Consider the following 1,485-nt stretch of genomic DNA (forward strand, 5'->3'; position numbering starts at 1 on the left):
CGGCATTTACAGCTCCTTGATCTGGTATTCGATCTTGAACAGTTCGTTGTCACTGCGCACGCCCAGCTTGCGGAAGGCCGATTGCTTCTGCCCGCTGATGGTCTTGACGCTGCGTGCGAATTTTTCCGCGATGTCGGTGACCGACATGCCGTCCAGGCAGCAACGCAGGACTTCCCGTTCGCGCGGCGACAGGCTGGGCATGTCCGACAGCGAGTCCGGCGAGACGTCGGTGCCGCGCGGTCGCCGGCGCGGCGGGCGCACTTCGGGCTGGCTGCGCGTGGCCGCTTCGGCGGCCTGCATGATGGCCAGCTCGCGGGTCATGGTGCTGTTGAGGTATTCGCGTCCCCGGCTGATGGTGCGGATGGCCAGGATCAGTTCGGCCAGCTCCTGCGATTTGCTGACGAAACCGCGTGCCCCCGCCTTCATCGCCATGGCCACCGTCGCCGGGCTGCTGTGGGCCGAGGTCACCAGGATCTTGGAACGCGGAAAGCGCACGCGCAAGGCGCGGATCAGGTTGAGACCGTCGATGTCATTGCTCCCCAGCGAATAATCGATCAGCAGCAGATCGGCCGGCGAGGCGCGCAGAGCCGCCATCAGCTCCTTGCTGGTGGCGAAAGCGCCGACCACGGTGAAATCCGGCTCCTCGGCCAGGCGCTTGGCCAGGCCGTAACGCACCACGGCGTGGTCGTCCAGCAGCGCGATGCGCAACGCCGATGCCAAGTTCCATGTCATGCGCTATCCCCTCGAATTCTGATCATGTGAAGCTGCTGCGATGCATCATCATCCCCCTCCTGATGCCGCCGCTGACGAAGGCGTTATTGTGGTCGAGCGCCGCCTTCCGGCGCATAAGAATCGTCTGAAAAACAGTGACAAATCGCAGAATTTTTATACCTTAGCGCGCTTGCGGGAAGCTGACGAAGGCGTCAGCTTTGTAACACCCTGTATGAAGAACAATGCTTGCTGCGCTACAGTGACGCTCGGCCGCCGCTGCACGGGATCGCGGGGCGGCCAGACCCGCGCATTACACTTTATTACAGCCCGCGTGCAAGACCATCACCATACTGGCCTGCAGCTGTTCTCCCCAATTTTCGACCTCGCGAGGCTCGTCGATGCAAGCGCCCTTCAAGCAGCTTTTTCCTTCACGTTCAGCCTGGCTGATGCTGGCACTGGTTGCCTGCACCTTGGGGCAGGCCCAGGCGGCTGGGCCGACTTCCGCCAGTGCCCCGCTGTCGGAACAGGAGCGCGCCCTGCACGTACTCAACCGGCTCGCCTATGGCCCGCGTCCCGGCGATCTGGAGCAGGTGGAGCGCATGGGCGTGAAGCGCTACATCGACCAGCAACTGCATCCCGAGCGCATCCCCCTGCCCGATGACTTGCAGGCGCGCCTGGCGGCGCTGCCGGGCCTGCAGATGACGCCGGCACAGTTGTTCGTCGACTATGGCCCGCCGTCCTTCGACCGCAGCGCCAGCAAGGAAGAGCAGCAGG

General features: G+C 63.7%; 2 protein-coding genes. One reads left to right on the forward strand and one right to left on the reverse strand.

Features of this window, described 5'->3' with window-relative positions; all coding sequences use genetic code 11:
* Nucleotides 1-6 precede the first annotated feature (6 nt).
* A complete protein-coding gene (locus I5W_RS28855; RefSeq protein WP_044531834.1) occupies nt 7-732 on the reverse strand; it encodes a response regulator transcription factor in 726 nt (241 codons plus the stop codon).
* A 425-nt stretch (nt 733-1,157) separates the two neighbouring features.
* Between I5W_RS28855 and I5W_RS28860 the strand changes: the two genes are divergently transcribed.
* The coding region (locus tag I5W_RS28860; RefSeq protein ID WP_044531835.1) for a DUF1800 family protein at nt 1,158-1,485 on the forward strand (328 nt) is incomplete at its 3' end.

This window comes from Herbaspirillum sp. B65 (genome assembly GCF_000333555.1).
GTDB classification, from domain to species: Bacteria; Pseudomonadota; Gammaproteobacteria; order Burkholderiales; family Burkholderiaceae_D; genus Herbaspirillum; species Herbaspirillum rubrisubalbicans.

Bases quoted from the DNA above. Each gene is read 5' to 3' on its own strand.
- I5W_RS28855 (WP_044531834.1), bottom strand. From the start codon at position 732: ATGACATGGAACTTGGCATCGGCGTTGCGCATCGCGCTGCTGGACGAC.